The sequence below is a fragment of the Magnetospirillum sp. UT-4 genome (genome assembly GCF_902729435.1).
In the GTDB taxonomy this organism is placed as follows: domain Bacteria; phylum Pseudomonadota; class Alphaproteobacteria; order Rhodospirillales; family Magnetospirillaceae; genus Magnetospirillum.
The window spans coordinates 21,388-40,217 of record NZ_LR746524.1 but is presented as its reverse complement, the minus strand read 5'-3'; the positions used below and the strand labels follow the sequence as shown (position 1 = coordinate 40,217).

General features: G+C 67.5%; 17 protein-coding genes. 6 read left to right on the top strand and 11 right to left on the bottom strand.

Annotated features, from left to right (window positions below; all coding sequences use genetic code 11):
• Positions 1–4: 4 nt before the first annotated feature.
• On the bottom strand, positions 5–640 hold the full coding sequence (locus MTBUT4_RS17935; protein WP_173981079.1) for a response regulator transcription factor: 636 nt from the start codon (positions 638–640) through the stop codon (positions 5–7).
• Positions 641–1,023: 383 nt separating this feature from the next.
• Positions 1,024–1,515 (bottom strand): molybdopterin-guanine dinucleotide biosynthesis protein B, encoded by a 492-nt coding sequence (gene mobB, locus MTBUT4_RS17930; RefSeq protein WP_173981078.1) that lies wholly within the window; start codon positions 1,513–1,515, stop codon positions 1,024–1,026.
• A 95-nt stretch (positions 1,516–1,610) separates the two neighbouring features.
• Here mobB and MTBUT4_RS17925 point away from each other — a divergent pair, with 95 nt between their 5' ends.
• The gene (locus MTBUT4_RS17925; RefSeq protein WP_173981077.1) at positions 1,611–2,789 is read left to right on the top strand and encodes an MFS transporter; all 1,179 of its coding nucleotides are present in this window, start codon (positions 1,611–1,613) and stop codon (positions 2,787–2,789) included.
• A 7-nt stretch (positions 2,790–2,796) separates the two neighbouring features.
• Here the strand turns inward: MTBUT4_RS17925 and MTBUT4_RS17920 are convergent, their stop codons facing one another.
• From MTBUT4_RS17920 to MTBUT4_RS17885, 8 genes are all read right to left on the bottom strand, one after another.
• Entirely contained in the window at positions 2,797–3,144 is a 348-nt protein-coding gene (locus tag MTBUT4_RS17920) for a type II toxin-antitoxin system PemK/MazF family toxin (protein WP_173981076.1), read from the bottom strand.
• Positions 3,131–3,346 (bottom strand): type II toxin-antitoxin system PrlF family antitoxin, encoded by a 216-nt coding sequence (locus tag MTBUT4_RS17915; protein ID WP_173981075.1) that lies wholly within the window; start codon positions 3,344–3,346, stop codon positions 3,131–3,133. The genes MTBUT4_RS17920 and MTBUT4_RS17915 overlap by 14 nt, the downstream gene beginning before the upstream one ends.
• Before the next feature lie 136 nt (positions 3,347–3,482).
• Positions 3,483–4,382, bottom strand: a complete 900-nt coding sequence (locus MTBUT4_RS17910; RefSeq protein WP_173981074.1) for a CoB--CoM heterodisulfide reductase iron-sulfur subunit B family protein — start codon at positions 4,380–4,382, stop codon at positions 3,483–3,485.
• Between the two features lie 11 nt (positions 4,383–4,393).
• Positions 4,394–5,008 carry a 4Fe-4S dicluster domain-containing protein gene (locus tag MTBUT4_RS17905; protein WP_173981073.1) on the bottom strand — a complete coding sequence of 205 codons (615 nt, stop codon included), beginning with the start codon at positions 5,006–5,008 and terminating at the stop codon, positions 4,394–4,396.
• Positions 5,009–5,011: 3 nt separating this feature from the next.
• Positions 5,012–7,273: an FAD-dependent oxidoreductase gene (locus MTBUT4_RS17900; RefSeq protein ID WP_173981072.1), complete on the bottom strand. Its 2,262-nt coding sequence runs from the start codon at positions 7,271–7,273 to the stop codon at positions 5,012–5,014.
• 17 nt (positions 7,274–7,290) lie between these two features.
• Positions 7,291–8,547 carry an FAD-dependent oxidoreductase gene (locus MTBUT4_RS17895; RefSeq protein WP_173981071.1) on the bottom strand — a complete coding sequence of 419 codons (1,257 nt, stop codon included), beginning with the start codon at positions 8,545–8,547 and terminating at the stop codon, positions 7,291–7,293.
• A gap of 136 nt (positions 8,548–8,683) precedes the next feature.
• On the bottom strand, positions 8,684–9,859 hold the full coding sequence (sat, locus tag MTBUT4_RS17890; RefSeq protein WP_173981070.1) for a sulfate adenylyltransferase: 1,176 nt from the start codon (positions 9,857–9,859) through the stop codon (positions 8,684–8,686).
• Positions 9,860–9,962: 103 nt separating this feature from the next.
• A complete protein-coding gene (locus tag MTBUT4_RS17885; RefSeq protein ID WP_173981069.1) occupies positions 9,963–10,382 on the bottom strand; it encodes a MazG-like family protein in 420 nt (139 codons plus the stop codon).
• A gap of 219 nt (positions 10,383–10,601) precedes the next feature.
• On the opposite strand from MTBUT4_RS17885, the gene aprB reads away from it, so the two are divergent.
• The 3 genes from aprB to MTBUT4_RS17870 all read left to right on the top strand — a co-directional run bounded on the left by aprB (position 10,602) and on the right by MTBUT4_RS17870 (position 14,030).
• Positions 10,602–11,024, top strand: a complete 423-nt coding sequence (gene aprB / locus MTBUT4_RS17880; RefSeq protein WP_173981068.1) for an adenylyl-sulfate reductase subunit beta — start codon at positions 10,602–10,604, stop codon at positions 11,022–11,024.
• Between the two features lie 35 nt (positions 11,025–11,059).
• A complete protein-coding gene (aprA, locus tag MTBUT4_RS17875) occupies positions 11,060–12,982 on the top strand; it encodes an adenylyl-sulfate reductase subunit alpha (protein ID WP_173981067.1) in 1,923 nt (640 codons plus the stop codon).
• Positions 12,983–13,085: 103 nt separating this feature from the next.
• A complete protein-coding gene (locus tag MTBUT4_RS17870) occupies positions 13,086–14,030 on the top strand; it encodes a YkgJ family cysteine cluster protein (RefSeq protein WP_173981066.1) in 945 nt (314 codons plus the stop codon).
• 55 nt (positions 14,031–14,085) lie between these two features.
• On the opposite strand, the gene MTBUT4_RS17865 is transcribed toward MTBUT4_RS17870, so the two are convergent.
• Entirely contained in the window at positions 14,086–16,113 is a 2,028-nt protein-coding gene (locus tag MTBUT4_RS17865) for an exonuclease domain-containing protein (RefSeq protein WP_254434925.1), read from the bottom strand.
• A 183-nt stretch (positions 16,114–16,296) separates the two neighbouring features.
• On the opposite strand from MTBUT4_RS17865, the gene MTBUT4_RS17860 reads away from it, so the two are divergent.
• Together MTBUT4_RS17860 and MTBUT4_RS17855 are read left to right on the top strand one after the other, a co-directional pair.
• Complete coding sequence (locus MTBUT4_RS17860; protein ID WP_173981065.1) at positions 16,297–16,614, top strand: STAS domain-containing protein; 318 nt, start codon at positions 16,297–16,299, stop codon at positions 16,612–16,614.
• A gap of 156 nt (positions 16,615–16,770) precedes the next feature.
• A complete protein-coding gene (locus tag MTBUT4_RS17855; protein WP_173981064.1) occupies positions 16,771–18,795 on the top strand; it encodes a methyl-accepting chemotaxis protein in 2,025 nt (674 codons plus the stop codon).
• Positions 18,796–18,830 lie beyond the last annotated feature (35 nt).

The window sequence follows — 18,830 nt, the reverse complement described above, 5'->3', positions numbered from 1 at the left end:
CGGCCTACAGCCCCATGCGGGCGGCCAGGATGGCGGCCTGGGTCCGGTTTTCGACCCCCAGCGCGCGCAGGATGGCGGTCACGTGCAGCTTCACGGTGATCTCCGCCAGGTCCAGATCGCGGGCGATCTCCTTGTTGCTCTTGCCATGGCGCAGCATGCCCAGAACGTCACGCTGGCGCGGGGTCAGCAGGGTGGCGGCAGGCTCGCTGACGGGCCGGCGGCGCGGCGCCTCGGGCGAGTCGGGAAGGCGGATGTTGGGGCTGAGATAGGACTCGCCGCCCAGCACGGTGCGGATGCCCTCCATCATCGAGGCGGTCGATGAGCCCTTGGTGATGTATCCCACTGCTCCGCAGGTGAAGGCGCGGCGCACGTCTTCGGGGTCCTCGGAGGCCGAGACCACCACGGTGTGGGTATCGGGGGCGGCGTGGCGCAGCGCCTCCAGACCGGTGAAGCCGTCCATGCCCGGCATGCAGAGATCGACCAGCGCGATTTCGATGGACGGATCGGCCCGCACCGCCTCGAGCGCCTGGAGGAAATCGCTCGCCTCGGTCACTTCGATGGGGGCATCGACAAGGCTTTCGAGGACCAGACGGATCCCTTCCCGAAACAGCGCGTGGTCATCCACCAACAGCACCTTCATCGGCGCATCGTCCCTGGCCGTTCGTATTGGAGCGTTACCCCTTCCGGCAATTTAACCCTAGTCGTCTTCCTCGGGCAATGAACATTTTGACGCTTGCAGAGAACGCCACGAATCTGGTGTATGTAGGTACGCTGATGGCCGAGCCTCCAAGTGGCCATGTGGACAAGGAGTAAAAAACGTGTTGAGAAAGCCGCCTGTCAAGGTTGGTGACCGCTTCGTAAAGATTGGTCCTTTTCAATCTTCTGTTTGGGTTGTGGCAAGAATATTTCAGCTTCCGGCAGAGCCGCCCCATGCACACCTCGACAAGGAAGGAAGTGGAACGGAATCCTTGACCGTGTCGGTGCCGACACTGTCCGACCCCCACTTCTTCCGCCGCGCCTAGGTCAGGACAAACCGCAGGTTTCCAGCACGAAGGCGGCGATGCCGGCGATGTCGTCGCGGCGGAACAGCGGAACCGCGGGGGCGTCCACCGGGGCGTCGCTGGCCAGGGCGGCGACATGGGGATCGGAAAGCGCCAGCATCGGCATGTCCAGCGCCGGGTCCCACACCTCCAGCTTGGGCATGCCGGCGAACTTGAAGCCTTCCACCAGCAGCAGGTCGATGCCAACGAACCGGGGCACCAGATCGGCCAGGTCCGGCTCCGGCCCCTGGTGGTGGTGGCGGATCAGCGCGAAGCGTTCGGGCGATGCCGTCACCGTCTCCACCGCGCCGGCTTCGGCCAGCACCTCGCACGCGCCGCCGCCCAGCGCCCGCGGGTGGTGGGTGTGCTTCAGGGTGGCCACCGCGATGCCGCGGCGGGTGAGGGCGGGGATCAGGCGGACCAGCAAGGTGGTCTTGCCGCTGCCGCTCCAGCCGACGATGCCGAACAGCTTCATGGCCGCACCCTATGTCGCGCTGGGGGCGGACGCAACCCCGCCCTGCGGCGGCGGCGGTTGACCGCCGACCCCGAGCCGGTGCACAAGCCGGTTCCATGTCCGCGCTGAAGACCGTCCTGCCGGTGCTTGCCGTCACCACCACCGCCCAGGCGCTGGTGGCGCTGGCCATGCTGACCCTGCCGGCCATCGCCCCCGAAATGGCGCCGGCCCTGGGGGTGCCGGCGCGGCTGGTGGGGTGGTGGATCAGCCTGTCCTACGGCATGGCCATGCTTACCTCGCTGATGGGGGCGGTGCTGGTCCGCCGCCTGGGCGCTGCCCGCACCACCCAGCTGGCGCTGCTGCTGATGTGCGCCGGAACCCTGGCCAACGCGGTGGCGTGGCTGCCCGCCATCCTGGCCGGGGCGGTGCTGGTGGGGCTGGGCTACGGCATGACCAATCCGGCCGCGTCGCACCTGCTGGCCCAGCGGGCGGCGGCACGGCATCGCAACCTGGTGTTCTCCATCAAGCAGACCGGGGTGCCGCTGGGCGGCACCGTGGCCGGGCTGATGGCGCCGGCCCTGACCGTCGCCTTCGGCTGGCAGGCGGCGCCGGCGGCGGTGGCGGTGCTCGGCCTGGGGCTGGCGGCGGCGGTGATGCCGGCGCGGGCGGCCTGGGATGCCGACCGCGACCCCACGGCGCCCCTGAAGGCCAATCCGTTCGAGGGCCTGGCGGTGATCTGGCGCGCGCCGGCGCTGCGCGGCCTGTCGCTGGCCGGTTTCGCCTATGCCGCGGTGCAGCTGTCGCTGTCCACCTTCCTGGTCACCATGCTGGTCGCCGACCTGGGCTGGACCCTGGTCGAGGCCGGCCTGCTGCTGTCGGCGGTGCAGGTGACCGGGGTGGCCGGGCGCATCCTGTCGGGCCTGGTGGCCGACCGGCTGGCCGGCGGGCGGCCGACGCTGATCGGGCTGGGCCTGTTCACCGCCGGCTTCGCCGTGGCGACCGGGGCGCTGGCCGCCGGGTCGCCGGTCGTCGCGGTCTATGGCGTGCTGGTGTGCTATGGCACCGCCGCGCTGGGCTGGAACGGCGTCTACCTGGCCGAGGTCGCCCACGCCGCCCCGCCCGGTCAGATCCCCCGCGTCACCGGTGCCTCGCTGTTCTTCACCTATGGCGGCGTCCTGGTCGGCCCGCCCGCCTTCGCCGCGCTGCAGGGGCTGACCGGAAGCTACACCGCCACCTACGCCCTGGCCGCCATCCCGGCCCTGGCCGGGGCGGCGCTGCTGGCGTGGCGGCGGTAGGGCCGGGTCAGTTCGTCGCCGACGCCAGCCCGGCCAGCAGGAGCTGCCGCACCGCCTGTCGGGCGCCGGGCTCCAGGCTGCCGATCCGTTCGGCGTCCTTGGCCTCGATGGTGGCGATCTTCGCCGTGCGGATGACCGACGGAGCGGGCAGGCCGGCGCCGGTCAGGTCGGCGATTGGCACGTCTCCCGGCCAGCCGCGGTTCTCGGCGCTGGTGATCATCAGCACCCACAGCAGGCCGTGCTGCTGCTGGAGGCCGGCGGCGGAGACGACCAGCGCCGGGCGCCGCTGCCGGACCGGCCGGTCGGTATAGGGGAAGGGGACCTTGACCACGTCCCAGGCGTCAAAGGCTGGCATAGGCGCGCTGGTCCGCATCCGAGGCCCACTCGCCGAAGGTGGCGAAGGGGTCCTCCGCCGGTTCGGTCGAAACGCGCGTCAGCACCACCCTTCCGTCCTCGATGGCATAGGCGATTTCGTCGCCCTCCTTCAGGTGGAGCGCCGTCCGCACCGCCTGCGGGATGGTGGTCTGCGCCTTGCTGGTCAGCTTGCTGGTGATCATGGCGACGCCCGCCCGTAAGGAAATTCCTTTCCGGCAGGATAGGGACGCGCGCCGGTGTTATCAAGGCCCCTGACAAGAAGGGCCGCGCTGCCTTGCGGCGCGCGGCCCCTGGTCCCAGGCGTAAGCCCCCCTTGGACTACTTCGCCCGGGCGATGACCGGCTGCGGCGGGATCAGGTGCTGGTTGAGGCCGGCATCCTTGTCGCCATCCAGGCCGAAGGCGACCGCCATCAGCTGGGAATAGAACATGACGGGGAAGTTGAAGTCGGTGCCGAACTTGGCGTTGATCTGCGGCTGGTACATTTCCAGGTTGGTCTGGCACAGCGGGCAGGGGGTGACCACCACCTCGGCGCCCGAGGACTTCACCTCGTCCAGGATGTCCTTCATCAGGTGCAGGGTCTTGTCGGGGCTCATGACGCTGACCGAGCCGCCGCAGCACTTGGTCTTGCCCTTGAAGGGAACCGCGTCGGCACCGCAGGCGGTGATGAAGTCGTCCAGGAACTGGGGATCGTCGTAGGTGTCGAACATGCCGCCGCGTTCGGTCTTGGCGAACGGGCGCACGGTCTGGCAGCCGACCCAGCCGGCGACCTTGAGGCCGGTGAGCGGCTTGACCGCCGCTTCCTTGACCTTGTCGATGCCGATGTCGTTGACGATCACCTCGCAGGCGTGGCGGACGTGCAGCGAGCCGTCATAGGACTTGCCGCCGGCGGCCAGGGCCTCGTTGACCTCGGCCTTGATCTGCTCGTTCTCGCGGATCTTTTCGTTGTGGTAGTGGGTGTTGAGGTAGCAGGCGGCGCAGGGCGTCACCACGTCCTCGGGTCCCGCGGCCTGGGCGGCGGCGAGGTTGCGGCCGTTCAGCGCGAACATCCCCAGATGGCCGCCCTCGATGTGGCCGACCGAGGCGCCGCAGCAGTTCCAATCCTCGACGTCGCGCAACTGCACGCCCAGCTTGGACATGGCGGCGCGGAGGCTCTTGTCCAGGTGCACGGCCGAGGCCTGCGAGCTGCACCCGGGATAGTAGGACATGGTCTTGGTCATGGCTCAGATCCTCACTTCGCGCCGTGCTTCTTGGCCTCGATCTCGGCCGCCTTGGCCAGGATCTTGTGCAGCTCGCCGGTGTTCTTGCACTTGTGCGGCATGCCCAGATGCATGCGCTTGGTCTTCACCATGCCCATGGCGATGGGCAGGTTGGCCATGCCCATCTTGTAGCCCTGGCCGAAGCCGAAGCTGAAATAGTACTTGGCGGTGACCAGGCGTTCGTCGGTGCGGCCGTACTTGGCCGCCGACCACCAGAAGGCGTTGGCGAACTTGGCGTTGTCGCTTTCCTTGGCCTTGGCGTAGCCCTCGCGCACGGCGACGGTGGCCAGGTCGTGCAGGATGTAGGTGACCGGCACCTGGCGCGGGCAGCGGACCACGCAGTTGTAGCACGACACGCAGTTCCACAGCGTGTTGGAGGTCAGCACCGCCTCCTTCATGCCGGCGCGGATCATCATGAACAGCTTGCGCGGGCCGTGATCCATCTGGGTGCCGATGGGGCAGGAGCCCGAACAGGTGCCGCACTGCATGCACAGCGCCATGCGGTCGCCGCCGTCGACGTTGTCGTAGACCCAGCGGGCGAAGTTCAGGTCGTACTTCTTGGAAGGATTGGGAGACATGGCGTTCATGGCTCAGAACCCCTTGAACGGGTTGAAGCCGATGCCGACGATCTTCTCGACGAATTCGTCGATGACCTTCGGCAGGCGGTCGGAATCGGCGATCGAGGCTTCCGCCTGAACCACACGCTCGGGTTCCAGCATCATCGACTTCAGCGTCTCGCCGACCTTGCCCAGGCGCTCGGCCGCCATGGCCGATCCCTTGACGAAGTGGCACTGGTAGTCGTCGCCGGGCTTGCAGCCCATCAGCATGACGCCGTCATAGCCCGCCGACAGGGCGTCGGAGACGTTGAGCAGGCTGACCGAGCCGAGGCAGCGGACCGGGAGCACGCGGACATGGGCCGACCAGGTGTTGCGCTTGATGCCGGCCATGTCGAGCGCCGGGACGGCGTCGTTCTCGCAGGCGATCAGCAGGATGCGCGGCTTGCCCGAGAACTCGTCGGGGATGTTCACCGCCTTGATCTGCGTCGACAGCATCTCGACCGAGTAATTGTCGAAGCTGATGGTGCGGACCGGGCAGGCGCCCATGCAGGTGCCGCAGCGGCGGCAGCGCGTGGCGTTGACCTGGGGGTATTCCTTCTCGTCCTCGTCGATGGCGCCGAAGGGGCATTCCACCGTGCAGCGCCGGCACTTGGTGCAGGCGTTGAGGTTGATCTTGGGATAGGACAGGTCGCCGACGCGCGGATGCAGGGCGGCGCCGGCCGAGGCCGAACGCACCGCCTGCACCGCCTTCAGCACCGCACCGGCGGCGTCCTCGGCGGCTTCCGACCAGTCCATGGGACGACGCACGGGACCGGCGGTGTAGATGCCGGTGCGGCGGGTCTCGTAGGGGAAGCAGATGTAGTGCGAGTCGGCGAAGCCGTCGTGCAGCACCGGCAGATGCGGACCCTGGCGGTACTGCAGGTTCAGCAGCGCGCCGCCCTCGGGCACCCCCTGGGCGCGGCGCTCGTGGGCCGCCGGGGCGTCGCCGCAATAGCCGGCCACCGCGATGACCGCCTCGGGATCGACGTCGCCGTTCAGCTGGTTGGGATCGGCGCCGGGCTCGCTGGCCGGCTGGTCGGCGTTGGTCGAGTTGGGGACCATGCCGGTGGCCAGCACCACCATGTCGAGACCCTGGAGCGGCACGTCCTCCTGCACCAGCTCGTCGGCGACGGTGACGGTGAGGCTGCCGTCCACCGACTTGACCTTGCCCTTGATGAAGATGACGCCCGCCTTCTGGGCGGTGCGGTACAGCTCCTCGCCGACGCCGGGGGTGCGCATTTCCTCGTAGATGACGAAGACGTTGGCCTTCGGGTTGACCGCGAGGATCTCGAGGGCCTGCTTCAGCGAGGTCGAGCAGCACACCGACGAGCAATAGGGCAGGTGGTCGGGATCGCGGCTGCCGGCGCACTGGACGAAAGCCACCGATTGCGGCGCCTTGCCGTCCGACTTGCGGGCGACCGCGCCCTGGCCCAGCATCTTCTCCAGCTCGGTGCTGGTGATCACGTCGGGCGAGGCGCCGTAGCCCAGGTGGCCCAGCTTGGTGGCGTCATAGGGACGCCAGCCGGTGGCGATGACGATGGCGCCCACATCCTCGATGGAGCCGTCGGCGAAGGTCACCGCGAACTTGCCGGGCATGCCGGCGGTGCGGGTGACCAGGGCGTTCATGCGCACGGTGATCCTGGCATTGCCCTGGACCTTGGCGATCAGCTCCTCGATGCCGTTGGCCTCGGGCTGGTCGTAGGGGGGGGTGTGGGGCAGACGCTTCGAGGCGCCGCGGGCATGGCCGCCCAGGGCGTCGGAACGCTCGACCAGCAGCACGTCGTGGCCCAGCGAGGCCGCTTCCAGCGCCGCCGACAGGCCGGTGACGCCGCCGCCCAGCACCATGATGCGCTGGGAATAATCGCCATCCACCCACGGTTCCGGGGCCTTGATCTTGGGCGCCGACGACAGCGCCATGCGCAGGTAGTCCTCGGCCAGCATCTGGGTGTCCTCGTCACCGGCCGGATGGCTCCAGATCACCTTCTCGCGCAGATCGGCGCGCAGGGTCTGGATCGGCTCGAAGCCGAAGCGGTCGGTCATGACGCGGGCCGAACAGGCCGCCACCACCACCTGGTTGACGCCGCCTTCGATGTCGGCCTTGATCAGGCCGACGCCCTCGTCGTTGCACAGGCAGGCGTGGGTCTTGGGCTCCAGCTTGAATTCCTTGGTGGCGACCGTTTCCAGGGCGCCGACATTGATGGCCTCACCGATGCCGCAGCCGCTGCACAGGTAAACGCCGGTCTTCCTCTCGCTCATTGTTCTTCTCCTCCGGCTCAGGCGGTCACGGCGCGGATGGCCTTGAGTGCGGCGGCGGTTGCCGACTGCACCGACATCGACACGTCGAGCGGACCCGAGGCCACGCCGGCGGCGATGGACTCGCCCTCGGCGAACACGAAGCCGTAATCATCGAAATCGGCGGCGAAGGACGGCTTTCCGTCCGCCCCCAGCGAGGCCTGCATGCCGGTGGCCAGCACCACCATGTCGTAGGGCTCGGCGTAGATTTCGCGGGTCAGGGTGTTCTCGCCGCACACCACCGGTCCGCCGGCTTCGGACCGCTCGATGCGGGCCGGCTTGGACTTGATGAAGCGCACCTGCGGGTCGCGCTTCAGGCGCTGGACGAAGCTTTCCAGCTTATCGTGGGCGCGGATGTCGATGTAGTAGACATCGACGGTGGCGTCGGCCAGCTGCTCGCGCACATAGGCGGCGTGCTTCATGGAGGCCAGGCAGCAGATGCGCGAGCAATAGGCCAGGTGGTTGAGATCGCGCGAGCCGGCGCACTGGATCAGCGCCACCTTCTTCGGCGCCTCGCCGTTGGACGGCTTGACGATGCGGCCCTTGGTCGGGCCATCGACCGAGGCCAGGCGCTCGAACTCGACGTTGGTCAGCACGTCGTCGATGTCGCTCCAGCGATAGGCGGTCAGGTTCTCGGCCGGATAGGGGCGCCAGCCGGTGGCCCAGACCACGGCGCCGACCTCCAGCTCGAAGGTCTCCTCCTTCTGGTCGAGATCGACGGCGCCGACCTTGCAGGCGGCCTTGATGGCCTCGCCCTCGGGGGTGCCGGCCACCGACGGGTCGATGACGTAGCGCATGGGGAAGGCCATGGTGTGCGGCAGATAGGCCGACTTCACCGTGTCCATGCCGTAATTGTGGGGGTTGGCCACCTCGGAGGTGGCGGCCTTGGCGCAGTCGCCGCAGGCGGTGCAGGCCGGGGTGACCAGGCGCGGCGCGGTCTTCACCGACACCTTGTAGGCGCCGGGGCCGCCGGCCACATTGGCCACCGTCGACATGGTGAAGACGCTGATGCGCTTCGACTTCCTGATGCGCTGGTAGTTGATCTCGAGGCCGCAGGTCGGGTGGCAGAGCTTGGGGAAGTAGCGGTTCATCTGGGCGACGCGGCCGCCCAGGGTGGGGCTCTTCTCGATCAGCACCACGTCGTGCCCGGCCTCGGCCGCCTCGACGGCGGCGGTGATGCCGGCAATTCCGCCGCCGACCACCATGATGGTGCGGCTGCGGCTCGTCGTATCGCTCATGCTACCCTCTCCATCTCCCGGGCTCTTGGGGCCCGATTGAAATTTTACCCAGCCGTCAAGGCCGGGTATGACCCGGCCATCCACCCTTCTGCGATGGACCCCCGGGGCAGGCCCCGGGGGTGACGAGAAAACGAACCTACTTGTTCAGCGACCGGTAATAGTCCTGCAGGATCGCCACCACTTCGGGGCGGCTGAATTCCGGCGGGATCGGCTCGCCCTTGGACAGCATCTCGCGCTGCTTGGTGCCCGAGATGTTGACCTGGTCCTCCTTGCCGTGCGGGCAGGTCTTGGCGGTGGCCATGCCGTAGCACTTCTTGCAATAGAAGGTGATGTCGATCTTCAGCGCCTGGGTCTCGAGCGCGCCCGACCACAGGGTGTCGAAGATGTGCTGGGCGTCGAACGGGCCGTAATAATCGCCGACGCCGGCATGGTCGCGGCCGACGATCAGGTGCGAGCAGCCGAAGTTCTGGCGGATCAGCGCGTGGATCAGCGCCTCGCGCGGGCCGGCATAGCGCATCTCGATGGGATAGCCGGCCTGGATCACCGTGCCCGGCACGAAATAGTGCTGGATCATGGCGTCGATGGCCTTGGTCCGGGTCTCGGCCGGGATGTCGCCTTCCTTCAGCTTGCCCAGCACCTGGTGGATGAACACGCCGTCGCAGACCTCGACCGCGATCTTGGCCAGATGCTCGTGGCTGCGGTGCATGGGGTTGCGGGTCTGGAAGGCGGCGACCTTGGACCAGCCCTTCTCGGCGAACATGGCGCGGCTCTCGGCCGGGCGGAAATACAGGCCCTTGTACTTCTCGGGATACTCGCCCTCGGACAGGCAGCGCACGCGGCCGGCCAGGTTGACGGCTTCCTGCGAGTTCACCTTCTGCACGCCCGGATGGGCCTTGTCGGTGGTGCGATAGACGTGCTGGTTCTCGAAGTCGCGGTCGATGGTGTACTTCTCGGCCACTTCCATGATCGCCATGATCTCGCCGGTCTCGGCATCGACCAGGGCGACCTCTTCCTCTTCCTTGATGGAATCGGCCAGGTTCTGGGCGGCGGACAGGGTGATCGGGATCGGCCAGAACAGGCCCGAGGTCATCTTCATCTCGGCGCAGACGCCGTGCCAGTCGGCCTTGCCCATGAACCCGTCGAGGGGAGTGTAGGCGCCCATGGCCAGCATGATGACGTCCGACGTCTCGCGGCTGGTCATCGGGACCTTTTTCAGGGTGGCGGCGCGCTTCAGCTCCTCGCGCCGTTCGATCTCGGGAAGCAGAAGCGGCTTCAGCGAGCCGCCGCCATGCGGCTGCACGAGCTTGGACATTGGTCTCCCTCTCTCTTCAGTCTGGTGCCGGGGCTTAGGCCGCCCTCGTTGCACATCATAGTTCGCTTAAATTAGATAACCAATCCACAAGAATCTTCTTAACTTAAGGCAATTCGTTATATTTCAGGCATGTACCCCTGGCCTTCTCGGCAGGGTACTTGGCCGCGTTGGTCTCGATCTTCGCCGCCGCCGCCGCCGCCAGGTCGATGCCGGTGCGCTCGCACAGCAACAGAAGATAGAGGAAGACGTCGGCGCATTCCTCGCGCAGCCGGTCCTTCATGGCCGGGTCGGCGGCCAGGGCCGCCTCGACCTGCTGGTCGGTCTTCCACTGGGTCAGTTCTAGCAGCTCCGCCGCCTCGAGGGCCAGTGACACCATCAGGTTCTTGGCGGTGTGGAACTGAGCCCAGTCGCGCTCGTCGCGAAAGGCGACCAGACGGGCGGTCAGGTCGGCCAGGGTGGGGGCTGGACCCCCGTCCAGGCCGCCACCCTTGCCGAACGTCGATTCTTTCGCGATTCCGGGCATTTGGCGCCTTGAAATTGCTATTGATCAAACTGCAATGAAACGATCTTGCGGGAATTGGTACGTCAGAGATTGCAAATATGTCAAACCCGGAATATGAATGTGGGATAGCACTGACTGCACCGCTCGGCGCGGCAACGCGCCCGTGAGGCCTTTTCGTCACCGAGCGAACGGTCAGGCAGAGAGGGAGAGACCCGCCGAAAGGCAACAGGGGAGGTTTTGATGCCCACTTTTGTGCATACCGAAAAGTGCGACGGCTGCAAGGGCGGTTCGGTCACCGCCTGCATGTACATCTGCCCGAACAACCTGATGAAGCTCGACACCAACCGGATGAAGGCCTTCAACCAGGAGCCGGACCAGTGCTGGGAATGCCAGTGCTGCGTCAAGGCTTGCCCGCAGCAGGCCATCGAGGTTCGTGCCTACCAGGACTTCGTGCCGATGGGCGGCGCCGTCATTCCGATGCGCACCGATTCCGCCATCATGTGGACCATCAAGTTCCGCGACGGCGAAGTGAAGCGCTTCAAGTTCCCCGTGCGCACCACCCCGGTGGGTTCGATCGATCCCTACGGCGGCAAGCCCGCTCCGGGCGACCTCGACAGCAACCTGCTGTTCACCGAGACCGGCAAGACCCTGCCGACCATCTGAGACAGCGTACGCACGCCTAAGGGAAGGAATACCAAATGTCCGAATATTCTTTCGGCAATCCCGAGATCATCGAGATCGAGACCGACATTCTGCTGATCGGTGGCGGCATGGCCGCCTGCGGCGCCGCCTTCGAGGCTCGCCGCTGGGCGCCCGACGCCAAGATCACCCTGGTCGATAAGGCCGCCCTGGACCGCTCCGGCGCCGTCGCCATGGGCCTGTCGGCCATCAACACCTATCTGGGCCCGGACCGGGATCCCAAGGATTACTGCCGCATGGTGTCGGCGGATCTGATGGGCATCACCCGCGACGACCTGGTGTACGACGTCGGCCGTCACGTCGACGACTCGGTGCACCTGTTCGAGGAGTGGGGCCTTCCGGTGTGGAAGGACAAGGGCTCCGAGGGCGTCGCCTTGAAGGACGGCGGCAAGCCGGTCCGTTCGGGCAAGTGGCAGATCATGATCAACGGCGAAGGCTACAAGACCATCGTCGCCGAAGCTGCCAAGAAGGCCCTGGGCATCGAGAACATCATCGAGCGCTGCTTCATCGTGAAGCTGCTGCTCGACACCAACGAGCCGAACCGCATCGCCGGTGCCGTCGGCTTCTCGGTGCGCGAGCACAAGCTCTATGTGTTCAAGGCCAACGCCATCCTGAACTGCTGTGGCGGCGCGGTGAACCTGTTCCGTCCGCGTTCGACCGGTGAAGGCAACGGCCGCACCTGGTATCCGGTGTGGAACGCCGGTTCGACCTACGCCATGGCGGCGGAAGTCGGCGCCGAGCTGACCATGATGGAAAACCGCTTCGTGCCGGCCCGCTTCAAGGACGGCTACGGCCCGGTGGGCGCGTGGTTCCTGCTGTTCAAGTCGCAGGCCCTGAACGCCTTCGGCGAGAACTACGTGATCAAGAACGCCGACATGCTGGCCGCCTTCGCGCCCTACGACAAGGCCGCGGTGGTGCCGACCTGCCTGCGTAACCACGCCATGCTGAAGGAGATGAAGGAAGGCCGCGGCCCGATCTTCATGGACACTCCGACCGCCATGAAGAAGCTGGCCGAGACCATGACCCCGGCCGAGATCAAGCATCTCGAGGCCGAGGCCTGGGAAGACTTCCTCGACATGTGCATCGGCCAGGCCGGTGTGTGGGCCGGCATGAACATCCGTCCCGAGCAGAACATGTCCGAGCTGATGCCGACCGAGCCCTACCTGCTCGGTTCGCACTCCGGCTGCTGCGGCATCTGGGTGTCGGGTCCCGAGGACCTGAACTCCCCGGCCGAGTGGAAGTGGGGCTACAACCGCATGACCACCGTGCAGGGCCTGTTCACCGCCGGTGACGGCGTCGGCGCCTCCGGTCACAAGTTCTCCTCGGGCTCCCATGCCGAGGGCCGCATCGCCGGCAAGAACATGGTCCGCTTCGTGCGCGACCATGCCGGCTACAAGCCCTCGCTGAAGGGCGACATCAAGGCCATCGCCGAGGAAATCTACAAGCCGGTCCGCAACTACCTCGAGCACAAGGACAAGACCACCGCCGAGGACGTCAACCCGTTCTACATCCTGCCCCGCCTGCTGCAGCAGCGCCTGCAGAAGCTGATGGATGAGTACGTGGCCGGCACCTCGACCTACTACCAGACCAACAAGATCATGCTCGAGACCGGTCTGCACCTGCTGACCATGCTCAAGGAAGACTCGCAGAAGATGCGTGCGAAGGACCTGCACGAGCTGATGCGCGCCTGGGAGAACTACCACCGCATCGTCGCGGCGGAAGCCCATCTGCGTCACATCTACTTCCGCGAAGAGACCCGCTATCCGGGCTTCTACTATCGTGCCGATCATCCGGACCTCAACGAGGCCGAGTGGAAGTGCTTCGTCAACTCCCGCATCGACCCGGCCACGGGCGAGTGGAAGTGCTTCAAGCGCGCCCACGTCGACATCGTCGAGAAGCATTACGGCGGCCAGGCTCACTAAGCCGACCCTGCCTGTGCTAGAGTGGGGGGCGCCGGTCTTCCGGCGCCCCCTTTTTCTGCCCGCCACACCTTTCCGCCCAACGTCCAGAGAGTTAAGACCGACAATGAGCGATACCCCGCGCACCACCGAAGACGAAGAGCTGGGCGAGCTGGACATGGAGGCCATGCGGCCCTCCACCGAGCGCGACATGGAGGTCGAGGTGTTCGACGCCGTGCGCGGCCAGTCCGCCTTTCCGGTCGATCCGGTCCGCCTCACTCCCGACGACACCTTCGAGTTCGAGTGCCACAAGGGCGTGACCTGCTGGAACAAGTGCTGCCATGGGGCCGACATCACGCTGACGCCCAATTGCATCCTGCGCCTGTCCAAGCGCCTGGAGATCACTCCGGCCGAGTTCCTGCTGACCTATACCGTGCCGGCCATGCACGAGAAGGCCGACCTGCCCATCGCCAAGATCAAGATGGGCGGCGATGACGGCCGCGGCGCCTGCCCGTTCAATGCCGCCGAGGGCTGCACCGTCTACGAGGACCGGCCCGCCACCTGCCGCTTCTATCCGCTCGGCATGGTCAGCGTGAAGATGAAGGACATGGACGGCGTCGACGACTTCTTCTTCCTGGTCAAGGAGGACCACTGCCAGGGCCATTGCCAGACCAAGAGCCAGAACGTCGGCGAATTCCGCGAGGAACAGGGGGTCGAGGAATACGAGCGGGTCAACCGCGGCTGGATCGACATCCTGATGAAGGCGGCGTCGTGGAAGGTCATGGGCGGCCCCGGCGGCAAGGCCCCCAGCCCGCAGACCCTGAAGATGTTCTTCCTCGCCACCACCGACGTCCAGGCCTTCCGCCGCTTCGTGCTCGAATCGCGGTTCCTGCAGACCTACGAGGTCGATGACCGGGCGGTGGAGATGCTCAAGACCGACGACCACGCGGTCCTGCTGCTGGGCTATGACTGGATGAAGAACGTCCTGTTCAACGAACCCACCATTTCCATGAAGGAACAGGTGCTGCAAGGCGCCATCGCCAAGGCCCGCGAAAGCATGGGCGCGGCGTAGATAGACCCGGTCGCTCCCTCTCTCCCCCCTCGTGGGGGAGGGGGGATGCGTCGGCTCAGAAGGCCCGCTGGCGCTGGTGCAGCAGCACCTTGAGGTCGATCTCCTTGACCACCTGATCGAGCGTGGTGAGGCCGCGCGCCTCGAAGGCCTCGATCTGGCGCAGCAGCACCGCGGCGGTGACCATGGCGTCGCCCAGGGCGGTGTGGCGGTCGGCGATCTCGAGGCCGTAGCGGTCGCAGATCTCGTCCAGGGAATGGCCGGCGTCGGGGCCGTCCAGGTAGCTGGACATGATCATGGTGTCGAGCACCGGGTTGTCGAAGCGGACGCCGTAATCCTTTTCCCGCATGCGCAGGAATTTGAGGTCGAAGGCGGCGTTGTGCGCCACCAGCACGGAATCGGCGCAGAACGCCTTGAACTGCGGCAGCACCACGGCGATGGGCGGCTTGTCCTTGACCATCTCGTCGGTGATGCCGTGGAAGCGGATGCTCTCCTTGGGGATGGAGCGGCCGGGATGGACGATGCGGTTGAAGTTCTCGCCCGACAGGATGCGGCCGTTGACCACCCGCACGCCGCCGATCTGCACGATCTGGTCGCCCTGGCTGGGCTGCAGGCCGGTGGTCTCGGTATCGAACACCACGAAGGTCAGTGACCGGAGCGGCAGGGCTCCCATCTCGCCGATGTCGCGCGACGCCTTCAGGAGGTCGAGGTCGTAGAATTCCGGGCGGGTCGGCAGCACCGGCTTGGGCGCGATTCGCACCTCGACGCCCTTGCGCATGGGCAGCTTCAGCCACGACTGGCCGGCGCGATGCTCCTGCTCGATGCCGTCGCCGGCATGGTGCAGCAGCACGTCGCGCACGGTCATGCCGCCCAGCAGCGGCAACGGCTTGGCCAGCCAGGCGTCGATGGCCGGCTTGGCGGCGGTGGCGCCGGCCCAGCCGATCTCGAGCCAGCAGGTCTGCTCGTCGCAGATCGCGGCAAGGTCCACCTCGGCCAGCCCGAACCGTTCCGACACCTCCTCGATCAGCGAGGCCAGGGCCAGCGCCAGCGAATGGGAATCGGCGTGCAGCCACACCGGCAGGCCGGTGGCGTTGACCACCGGCGTGCGGCCCTCGAAGCGGCGCGCCACCAGGGTGAAGAAGTCGGCCGAATAGAGGTCGGTCATCGGCCACCAGCTGGCCAGCGCGCGGTGATAGCCGGCGGTGACGCGGCGAATGGCGCCGTCGATGTTGCCCGCCTCGCGCTCGACGATGGCGGGGTTGTCGGTGGCCATGCGCAGGCGCAGCAGCGGCATTTCCATGCCTTCGGCGACCTCGCGCAGCAGCGCGTCGCGCTGGGCCAGGGCGGCCACCTGCGGGCTGGCATCGACCATGGTGACGACGTAGCCGGTGACCTCGTCGCCGGTGCGGATCAGCGTCATGCGCGCCTGCAGCAGCAATCGCCCGTCGGCGCCGCCGGCCAGGAACGGGGTGCCGCGCCCGCCCGCGTCGGCGCGGTGGGTCAGCATGTCCAGCATGTGCACCACGGCGTCGCGCGACACCGTCTCGAACAGCGAGCGGCCCAGGCCGAACGGCCCGGTACCCGACAGCATGTCCATGGCGACCGCATTGTAGAGCACCACCTGGTGGCGCAGGTTGCACACCACCACCGCTTCGTGCAGGTCGTTGAGGATGGCGGCGAGGCGGCTGGCGGTCTCCTCGGCCTTGGCGGCGGCGGCTGCGATCCCCTCGGCCAGTTCGCGGCGGGCCAGGTCCAGCTTGGACGCCAGCTCGCCGAACGCCTCGGGCAGCGGCGCCAGCAGGGGATAGCGGTCGGGATCGACCGCGGTGCGGCTGCCGCCGAAGGCCAGGGCCCTGACCTCGGCGGCCATGCGCCGGGCGTTGCGCACCACCTGGTAGTCGACGATCTTCCAGGCGACGCCGAACAGCACCGCGGCGCCGGCCAGCGAGACCATGGCCAGGGCGGTCATGGGCTGCGACGACGGCAGGTCGCGCGCCAGGGCAAAGGCGGCGGCCACCGTCGCCACCGCGTCGGCGGCCAGGGCGGCCGCCAGCCAAACCAGGGGACCCTGCCGTTTGTGGGGCACGGGACGCCTCCTCGCGTTCATTCTTGTCTTTGACCATGAGTATCAACCGAGCCAGTCCGCTCGGCAACCGGCTTTCACGCCCCCCTCGCCATGGGCAGGCCGGATGAAATTACCGTGACCATGGGCCTGTGCATCCCGACCTCTGGTATAAACGCAGGCTCTGGCCAAAAGCACGAGGATGCCATGCACAAGGACAAGGATCGCCGCGGCGCGGCTGCCCGCATCGAGCTCGCCGGCCGTCTCACCTTCGCCGAGCACGCCGATTTCCGCCAGATGATGGCGCGGCTGGACAGTCACCCCGACACCGAGATCGTGGTCGATCTCAGCCGGGTTGAACATGTGGATTCCGCCGGCCTGGGCCTGCTGCTGGTGGCCCGCGAGAAGGTGATGAAGAAGGGCGGGCGCGTGGTGCTGCGCAATCCCGGCGGCCAGGTCGGCCGCATGCTGGCGCTGGCGCGCTTCCGCGACTTCTTCGACATCGAGACGGACGCACAGGTTTAATCGAAGCTTCGCGGCGGCGTCACGGATCGGTCATTCCGGCCGTATATATTTCGCGGGTTCATCCGCTCCTTCAGCCGGGACCCGAACGTGAGACTTGACGGCCTTTCCGGCGGCGCCGTCGCCGCCCTCCGCCCGCTCCTACCGCGGCTCCGCGCCTTGGAAACCCGCCTGGGAACCCAATTCAGGGCGCTGCTGCCGCATGGCGGCACCGGCCCCGATCTGCTGGGCAACTACCCGATCCGCACCCGCTTCGCCGTCCTGGTCGGGCTGGCGGTGGTGTGCGCCGCGGTCATCGGCATCGCCTATCAGGTGGGCGAGCGGCGCATCGACGCGGCGATGGCGGCCTATGACGATTTCCGCCGCCTCAACGACCTGGCCGGCGACGTCCGGGCCAAGGCGGCGCAGCTGCGCAACCACCACGAACAGTTCCTGCTCGAGCGCGACGTCAAGCTCCATGACGCCTTCCAGGCCGATGCCGGATTCATCTCGGACGCCCTGGACCATATGGGCCAGGGGGCGACCGACGAGGTGATGGCAGGCCTGGTGACCGAGCTCAAGGTCGATCTCGACGAGGTTTCGGGCCATTTCGGTCGGCTGTTCGCCATTTCCAAGACGCTGGGGCTGACCGCTTCGGCGGGGCTGCGCGGCCAGCTCACCGATTCGGCCGAGGCCGCCGAGTCCGAGCTCAAGATGTGGCCCAATGCCGGGCCGCTGCTGCCCGCCATGCTGCAGCTGCGTCTGGCGGAATCGCTGTTCATGCTGTACGGCGGCGAAGGCTATCGCGGCCAGCACCGGCGCTACGCCAACGAGTTCGACTTCCAGCTCGACGCCTCGCCGCTGCCGCCCTCGACCCGCGACGAATTGCGCACCCTGGCCAAGACCTATGCCGAGGACATGCAGGCCTTCGCCGAATCCAGCTCGGCCCTGGCGGCCGAGGCGGCGGCCCTGCGCCAGCAGTTCCAGAAGATGCAGCCCGACCTCGACAAGGTGTTCGCCCATGCCCGCGAGGGCATGGCCGCCGCCAGCCGCGAGCAGGCGGCGACGCGGTCGCGCACCTCGGCCGTTGTCTCGGCCATCGCGGTGGTGTCGGCGCTCGCCTTCTTCGCCGCCACCCTGGTGCTGGCCCGCTCGGTCAGCCATCCCATCCGCCAGATCGAGACGGCCATGGATGCGCTGGCCAAGGGCAACCACGACGTCACCGTGCCCGGCATCGCCCGCCGGGACGAGATCGGCGACATGGCCAAGGCGGTGGCGGTGTTCAAGGACAACGCCATCGCCATGGTGCGGCTGCAGCAGCAGCAGGAGGCGGTGCGGGCCGAGGCGGAGGAGGCTGCGCGCGCCCAGGTGCGGGCGCTGGCCGACCAGTTCGAGGGCGCGGTGAAGACGGTGGCCGACATCATCGGCGACAACGCCGTCGCCATCCGCACCATCGCCGCCGGCATGATCGGCGGCGAGGCGGCCGGCGGCGACAACCGCTCGCTCGAGGTCGCCGAGGCGGCCGAACGCTCGCGCGACACCGTGGCGGCGGTGGCCAAGGCGGCCGGCGAACTGCAGGCCAGCGTCGACGAGGTCTCGCGCAATGTCGGCGAGGCCTCGGGGGTGGTGCGTCACGCCGTGGACCAGCTGGAGCGCACCAACGCCCGGGTCCAGGGCCTGTCCGAGGTGGCCGGCCGCATCGACCGGGTGGTCAAGCTGATCGGCGACATCGCCGGGCGCACCAACATGCTGTCGCTCAACGCCACCATCGAGGCGCAGCGCGCCGGCGAGGCGGGCAAGGGCTTCGCCGTGGTCGCCGAGGAGGTCAAGCACCTGGCCCAGCGCACCGGCGATTCGACCCGCGAGATCGCCGAGTTGGTGGACGCCATCCAGTCCGCCACCGCCGAGACCGTCGCCGCCATCGCCGAGGTCGACGGGGCCGTGCGCCGCATGGACGACATCGCCGGCCGGGTGGCGGAATCCATGGCGCGCCAGGCCGAGGTGACGCGCAACATCGGCGATTGCGTGGCGCAGGTCACCCAGGCCACCCACGAGGTCACCGACGGCGTCGTCAACGTCACCCAGACCGCCGCCCGCTATTGCGGCTCGGCGCTGCAGGTGGTGTGGGCCGCCGACGACCAGAGCGGCCCGGCCGCCAGCCTCAAGCACCAGGTCGACGGCTTCCTGGCTACCGTCAGGGGGTAGGCATTCCGAAGAAGCGTCGTCCCCGCGCAGGCGGG